This window comes from Photobacterium sanguinicancri (assembly GCF_002265265.1).
Lineage (GTDB): Bacteria > Pseudomonadota > Gammaproteobacteria > Enterobacterales > Vibrionaceae > Photobacterium > Photobacterium sanguinicancri.
Window position 1 is genome coordinate 1 of sequence record NZ_NOIF01000215.1, and the last position, 7508, is coordinate 7508.

At 38.5% G+C, this 7508-nt stretch carries 5 protein-coding genes and 1 pseudogene; all 6 read right to left on the bottom strand.

Annotated features, from left to right (window positions below; translation table 11 throughout):
- Positions 1-134: 134 nt before the first annotated feature.
- On the bottom strand, positions 135-1229 hold the full coding sequence (locus ASV53_RS21365) for an HTH domain-containing protein (protein ID WP_094958592.1): 1095 nt from the start codon (positions 1227-1229) through the stop codon (positions 135-137).
- On the bottom strand, positions 1226-3190 hold the full coding sequence (locus tag ASV53_RS21370) for a tyrosine-type recombinase/integrase (protein ID WP_094958593.1): 1965 nt from the start codon (positions 3188-3190) through the stop codon (positions 1226-1228). Before ASV53_RS21370 ends, ASV53_RS21365 begins: the two co-directional genes overlap by 4 nt.
- On the bottom strand, positions 3181-5022 hold the full coding sequence (locus ASV53_RS21375; RefSeq protein ID WP_094958594.1) for a hypothetical protein: 1842 nt from the start codon (positions 5020-5022) through the stop codon (positions 3181-3183). Before ASV53_RS21375 ends, ASV53_RS21370 begins: the two co-directional genes overlap by 10 nt.
- Positions 5023-5049: 27 nt before the next feature.
- Positions 5050-5646 (bottom strand): 5'-deoxynucleotidase, encoded by a 597-nt coding sequence (gene yfbR / locus ASV53_RS21380; RefSeq protein ID WP_094958595.1) that lies wholly within the window; start codon positions 5644-5646, stop codon positions 5050-5052.
- Positions 5647-5819: 173 nt separating this feature from the next.
- A pseudogene (gene yfbR / locus ASV53_RS21385) lies at positions 5820-6050 on the bottom strand (5'-deoxynucleotidase); the annotation flags it as partial.
- A 176-nt stretch (positions 6051-6226) separates the two neighbouring features.
- Positions 6227-7441 (bottom strand): pyridoxal phosphate-dependent aminotransferase, encoded by a 1215-nt coding sequence (locus ASV53_RS21390; RefSeq protein WP_094958596.1) that lies wholly within the window; start codon positions 7439-7441, stop codon positions 6227-6229.
- Between the last annotated feature and the right edge of the window lie 67 nt (positions 7442-7508).

Below are 7508 nucleotides of genomic sequence, written 5' to 3' on the forward strand. Positions count from 1 at the left end.
CTACACTTTTCTTTTAGGTATAAGTTTACAGCGCTCAATAAAATTATAGAGTCATTTTCAGTAACGAAAATAATATGATGTTCATAGTTTAGGTTTTCATATTTATATTTGATAGTCTCAGAACCTAATTCCATTTACTTCACCAGTTTTATGTTGAGGTCAGGTTTGAGCTGCGTAATAGATTTAAAGCCATCTTCAATTGATGGGTAATAAATAAGAGTAAGTATCTTCTCTATAACATCATCGTTAAACTTATTTTGGTGATATTTCCTGCAAAAATATTTCATAAGCTCTACATTTTGACCGCGAGATGAGATTGAATGCACGGGAGAGTCACTGATCTCACTGAGTAATTTTTTAAATAGCATTGGAGTCGGAAAGTTACTTTCTATAACTACGATTTTCCCAGCCGTTGGTAGGTGACATTCTTTGAAAGAACAGCTAAGGAATGGCTGGAAGAAAATAATAGCATCAGGGTTTGATGCATCGCATACAGCTATAGCCTTACCAATATTTATTTCCTCAGCTTCATGCATTAACCTAATTATATCCTCTGTGTTCATGTCTGAATTAATCGCATCATAAGTTGGCTTAAGGTGCAATATTACATTGCACCCACTAGGGTGTTCATGCCTTTCTCTTTTTAATCTTGAGATTTCAGTATTTAATTCTGAAATCTCACTTAGCATCTGTTTATTTTGGTCTGTGATTGAATCGTTTTGTATTTGCATGCTGCTGGTGACTGCACGTAGATCATGCCCTTTTAGGGAGTCAGCATCGGCTTTCATCATTTGTGAGAATACTCTGTTTTTAAAAGAGCCGAAATTTTCCTCGTTGTTTAACTCAATTTCTTTAATTTTAGCTTCAGCTAATTCCAATTTTTGTCTTAATTCTATTACAGGTGAATCGTGTTCTAGGTTATATTCACCTTTAATATATGGTATTAAATGTTTGTAATTTCTAGATATTGCTTGCCTAGTGATTCCAGCTTCAGTAGCAACCTCCTGTATGGAGTGATTTTTTCTGTTTGTTCTTATTTCTAAACTTTTTATAGCTGTAATGATTTTATCTTCGGTGTCATTGTTTTTCTTTGGTAATAGGTGTCCATAATTTTTATAGACTGTCTGCCTAGATATACCAAGGTGATCTGCAAGCATAGAAATATTAAAGTTATTGGAGCTTTTAAGAAGTTCGATTGCTTTCAATACATGTTTATCATTCAGGCTCATAACTCCCCCTTAGAGATTTTAAACGTATCACTTGAAGAGGACCTGCTTTCTAGCCTATATATTAAATTTATGTGCGCATCTATTTCTTTTTCATAATAAGCTACCACTCTCTCATCAGATGTTTCGTTCATGTAGCTAAGTAACTTTTGGTAATAATCAATTTGTTTATACACATTTTTTTTAGATTCATTAGTGTGGATGATGTGGTCACATTCTTTGTAGTCGCAGAAGTCGATGTTTGGTTTATTCTTTCCTGATTTAGCCATGCAAGGTGGAATGTTTTTTGTTTCACCTGAGCGTAGGCAGAAGCCACCAATTGGAACTCTCGATACAAATAGGGGAACGCCTGAAGCTAGTGACTCTTTAATGAAGGTATCAATGTCAGTAAGTAAAACTTGCCCTTTATAATTTTGGTTACATATTCTTGAACGAATTAAATCAGATAATTTTCCAGATGTATTGTATGCAGCTATCTCATCTAAAACCTCTTTTAACTCTTCAGTATAATTATGCTCAAGTAATTCTAAGATACCTTGAGCCATCAAGTGGTTTCTTAGAATGTAGCGGAGAGTCATTCCAAAGGATTTATGACCAAATAATTGGCGAATAAGATCTATATTAGTTTCACTTCGTGATATTAACAGCCAAGCAATAGACTTTCTTAATCTATGAGGACTTCCATCAGCGATGCCTGATATATCTCTTATATAACTGGTTATATCTTTAGATATGGTGTCGTTTTTAGCCTTTTTAAAACCTTTTTTCGATACAATGTCTACGGTTATTAGGTAATCACTCCCAAGTTTTTTTCTTTGACTTTCAAATAGCTTTAGCAACACATTAATGGCTTTAACTACCATATTTGGAACAGGTATTACATCTGGCTCACCCTTTTCTTTTGGATCATCAGCTGTCTTAAATCGTATAATGTTTAAGTTCCATGTACCATTCTCATAGAATGCTTCGTTAGCCTTAAGGTTTGAAATTTCACGCCGCCTTAATCCAGTGAACAATCCTATTGTAAAGATACAAGCCCTTTTTAGCGTTATAACCTCGGGTCTTATTTCATCAATTGTTATATACGTTCTATCTTGCCACCCTGACTTATAACCAAGACTTTTAACTCTCTTAGTCTTAGGTGTGAAATCGAACAATTTTACTCCCTCGCTTATTTCAGGGACCTTCATATTCCTGAGAGCTTTAAATGTTTTCTTTGTTTTACCATCTTTTCGTACTAATCCATATGTTCTCCGCACACCTTTTGCCGTTCCAAGTCGCGCTCGGTCTCTTATTAAATTATGGCAATTAATAATACTTTCCGAGAACACTTCGATGTATTTTTTTGCATGGTGATAGCAGTCTTCAATTACTTCAGCACTTAGCGGACTCCAAGGATCTGTTACATCAGATATAATCTTAGTTATCTCTTTTCGTTTTTCTTTTGATATTAATTTAGATGCTTTGAAGTGAGTCCGATACGCCTTAGGGAGATACTTTTTTTCTGATAGGTATACCCAGTGGTCAAAGAATACACAAAAACTGAGAAGCCTTTGTTGAGATGATGGTTGTTTTATTCTAGCAAGTGACATCAATTCATTAAGATACGTCTGGCACTGCTCTAGCGTTAAGTTGGATAGAATTTCTTTTGTTATATAGCCTTTGGGAATTAGAAACGTGTTTGCCACCGTAACATATGAGCTAAACATGGTTGACGTGGAATACCAGCTATTGAGTGTTAGCTTGACTTTTTTTGGGAAAGAATAATACGTCATCATTCTTATCAATGTTATCAGGTCATGATGGTATTTTGTGTCTCCATTTGTTTGAATTCGCTCAAAATTCATAGATAGTGTTTCTGATGAGTCTATCCTTATTGTCCACTTTTGATTATAAAAGAGATTTCCATAATCAATTTCAAAGTCTTCACCTAAGTTTATTCTGTCAAAATGAACTATTCCCATGACCCTAGCTCCGAAATTACAGGTGGCAACAAATCACCCTCAATAGCCCATCTCAGCTCAGCTTCTTTGATTTCGTCTTGATATGGATATGACTCAACAACCTCTTTTGACGCATTAAACTCATCAAGGTAGAGGGCATTAAATTGCTCTTTCTTCATAGTGCGTTTTTTCTGGTCTAGATATAGATACCTGTCAACAATGAACGGGATGTTATCTGATAGCACCTCAGATCTTGAGCATTGCAGACATTTATTAAATTGACGGCATGGCTGTTTAAGGCGCTCTCCAATGTAGCTTCCCCAATCTGGTCTATGTGGATCATTACACACTGCAAGAGGAGACTCGCCCGAGTGATTTGTATAGATATTTAATATTCTATCTTCTATGGTTTTTTCTTCCCGTAGCGGGACTAGGGATCCTTTAAATGAACCATCAGCAATACTTTTTTCTATCTTTATTAGTTCTTTTGCTAGTCTTTTACTTCTTAGCTTTTTAAATTGTGCGTTATTTTTGTAGAATTCATCGGTAACTGCTGAAGATGAATGTCCAAAGAGTGCAACCTGTAGAATAAGAGGCAGGTTTTTCTCTTTTTCATTCAAGTAAAGCCTTGTTGGTCTTAACTGTCTAGGATCAAAGTAGAAACCAAGTGACTTAATAAACTGTTCCTTTATTTGCTTTCTATTCTTTCCGCTTTTTATTGCTCCAGCTTCACTTCTCATGTCGGTATGATGAACAAGAAGACTTTTTGAATGTGTATTAAGGCATATGAAAAGCGGATGGCATCCCAATGTATTAACTACATCCTTATATTCATCACCATACCGTAACCGGGAAGTACGTTTTTTAAGTAACTTTATGAGGTTATAAACACTGTGCGGGTTAGAAATAGAGCATGGGTGAAGCAGTATCCTCTGTTCATTTGTTGTTGAGTTACTTGACTTAGCCCCCTTTATTTTAGGCGCTTGCACAAATGCCCAATCTCCGTTGACAGGAATAGGGGTATAGAGATAGTTTTCTGCATCAATTCGATCTATTACATCGAATGTCCATCCGGTTTGCAGGCTTATAGCTGTCTTAATTGTAATGAGTTCGAATTGATCGGGATAAATATAGGTAAGAAGTTTTGTAAAGGTTAGGTCTTTAGCGTCTTCAAGAAACTCACAATAACTGGGAATGTTTTGAATAGACATTCTTTTAATTATTGTTATTAAGGGGTTGGTTAGCTCCTCATAAACAATATCTCTAGGCGGCGTATAGTGCTTCTTAACAGCCTCTTTATTTAATGGATAATCTGGGTGGGCAAGATATATAGTAGCAATTACATCACTCAGATTGCTTGTCCACCTGTTATAAGCCATTAACCTAGGGTCTTTGTTTGCTTTGTTTCTAAAATCATTACCACAGTATTTCAGAGCTACGCCTGACTTTAGTGATTCTTCTACTTTCTTCTCAATACCTGATATTCTGTCAATTTCAACCTTGAGCCACTCACGCAATGCTTTAGTCTTTTCATCCGATAGTGGTTCGAAATGTCGGGCTGTGGGCTTTTGCGAGGCTGGCCATAGTTCCGGTGATGATTGGAAAATTTCGCCCTCAGCATGAAGGTTTTGCAGGAGCCGCCTTGAGGCAGTGGAATTATGGTAGACCACAGAGGGGCTACTATTTGATAGGTGGTTAATAAATTGCAGGAACTCGAACTCGCCGAATTCACTTGGCAGCATCTCACTCCAGCCTTTATTCTCAAGAAATTCCATTACTTTATTAAGCGCAGTTCGGTCGGAATGCCTTGTCGTCTTTTCACGAAGATTATTGACAATGTTTAAAAGGGTCATGAGATGGACTCCCCTCAGTTAGAGCATTTAAGCAATCTTGTCCAATGTGGTTGTGCAACTGCCCATAAATATATTTAAGAAGTCCTGAACTTCGGGCATCGTCTTGGCTAGTTCCGATATACGCTCACCTAAGCCGTCTTTGACATGGTGAAATTCTTCGTTGTGAAACCTAAGCTCATTCATTGTCTTTATATAAGCCTGTAAGATGTCTGCGGCTTTAACTATAGCTTTGTATTCCGGTTCGACTTTTTCTTGCACGAGCAAGCTCTCAAATTCATCCTGCAAGTCATCTGGGAGCGTGTTTAAACACTTCTTTTCCGCCAAGTCTTCTAGAGCTTTAACTGCTTTGGTTATTTCAGGGTTGCTGTACTTTGTTTTATGGTTGATGTCCTGCACGAGTGTCTCAGAAACCTCGTGATAGATTGCAACTGTGGCCGCTCTTTCTGGAATAAGATTGCCGTCATAACGTTTGTTCTTTATTACTGCAAGAAGGTGTGCGATGACCGCAACCTGATGGCTGTGTTCCGAAATATTCTCAGTTTGAAACGTGTGCATGAGTGCCCATCTTTGAATTAAGGACATTCTTGTTATCCAAGCGAGGAATGTACTTTCTTCGTGCTTCATAGTTGTTTGCCCTTATTGCTATCTTGTGATGTAACTATTTGTCAGATTCAAATATAAGTCAATGAGGGTGGGGCGAGAGTTTGGGAAGTGCAGAGTCAATCACCAAAGTGATGTAACTCAGTGTTAAATTACAAAATAAGTGCGTGGTTTACGAAAATAAACTTTCAAAAATAATCCCCCGTGATCACTTCGCTGCAATCATGAAACATCCCCAGTAGTGCAATGCGCTCTGGGTTAAGGTCGCCACCAAACTTTTTGTTTTTGATCAGAGCTAATGCGTGGGCAACAAAAGCGACTTGAAGGCTATGTTCTGAGATATTTTCATTGGATACACAACGCATCAATGGCCAGCGTTGAATGAGCTTCATACGAGCTAAGTGAGCAAAGAAATGACTACGTTTCATGATCGACTGCTTATAAGTTTATGAATAGCGTATGTTCAGCAGATAATGCTGATCTCTGTTGTATTAAAGGTAACAGAAAAACGAGAACTTGTGACAGCTTCAAATAAACAAAAGCCCCTGCATAGCAGAGGCTTAAAAACGATGTTGTGATACTTGATGGTTGTTTAACCAGCCGCTTACTGGCGGTAGTTGTGCAAGAAGCGTTCTAAACGACCGATCGCTAACTCAAGGTCATCTACCCGCGGCAGTGTCACAATGCGGAAGTGATCCGGTTTCTTCCAGTTAAAGCCCGTACCGTGTACCAGTAATACTTTTTCTTGCTGCAAGAAATCCAATGCCATGCGTTGATCATCAACGATGTTGAATTTCTTTTGGTCCAATTTAGGGAATAAGTACAGCGCCCCTTTGGGTTTCACGCAAGTTACACCCGGAATTTGGGTGATTAAGTCGTAGGCTTTGTTACGTTGCTCTAATAAGCGACCACCAGGCAATATGAGTTCGTTAATGCTCTGGTAACCCCCGAGTGCTGTTTGAATCGCATGCTGCATAGGGACATTGGCACACAAACGCATAGATGCCAGCATTTCTAAGCCTTCAATGTAGCCTTTGGCGACCCCTTTCGGGCCAGAAAGTACCATCCAGCCTGCACGGAAACCACAGACACGGTAAGACTTGGATAGGCCGTTAAATGTGACACAGAAAACATCTTCAGCCAGTGGCGCAATAGAAGTGTGTTGTGCACCATCGTAGAGAATTTTATCGTAAATCTCATCGGCAAAAATGATCAGCTTGTGCTTACGAGCAATTTCTACTACTTCTAATAAGAAGTCACGGCTATAGACTGCACCAGTCGGGTTGTTCGGGTTTATCAGTACAATCCCGCGAGTATTGGGTGTGATTTTCTTTTTAATATCGTCGAGGTCGGGATACCAGTCGGACTGTTCATCACAGATGTAATGCACAGGAGTACCACCAGAGAGTGATACAGCTGCCGTCCACAGTGGGTAGTCCGGTGACGGTACTAAAATTTCATCTTGATAGTTAAGTAAGGCTTGCATCGCCATTACAATCAACTCAGACACGCCATTACCGATGTAAACGTCTTCAACATCTAAATCAAGTAGGCCACGTTTTTGGTAGTGCTGAACAATGGCTTTACGCGCAGGGTAAATGCCTTTTGAGTCACAATAACCTTGCGATGTTGGCAGGTTGCGGATCACATCAACGAGAATTTCATCAGGGGCATCAAAACCAAATGGGGCGGGATTCCCAATGTTGAGTTTAAGAATTTTCTGACCTTCTTCTTCCATGCGTTTGGCATGCTTAAGAACGGGTCCACGAATGTCATAACATACATTGTTGAGTTTGGAGGACATCCCGATGTTCTGCATTTTACTTACCTGAGAATAATGACGATATTTCATTAAATTACACGATAAAATGGATTGAAATAAATAC

Bases quoted from the DNA above. Each gene is read 5' to 3' on its own strand.
- ASV53_RS21365 (WP_094958592.1), bottom strand. From the start codon at position 1,229: ATGAGCCTGAATGATAAACATGTATTGAAAGCAATCGAACTTCTTAAA.
- ASV53_RS21370 (WP_094958593.1), bottom strand. From the start codon at position 3,190: ATGGGAATAGTTCATTTTGACAGAATAAACTTAGGTGAAGACTTTGAA.
- ASV53_RS21375 (WP_094958594.1), bottom strand. From the start codon at position 5,022: ATGACCCTTTTAAACATTGTCAATAATCTTCGTGAAAAGACGACAAGG.
- yfbR (WP_094958595.1), bottom strand. From the start codon at position 5,646: ATGAAGCACGAAGAAAGTACATTCCTCGCTTGGATAACAAGAATGTCC.
- ASV53_RS21390 (WP_094958596.1), bottom strand. From the start codon at position 7,441: ATGCAGAACATCGGGATGTCCTCCAAACTCAACAATGTATGTTATGAC.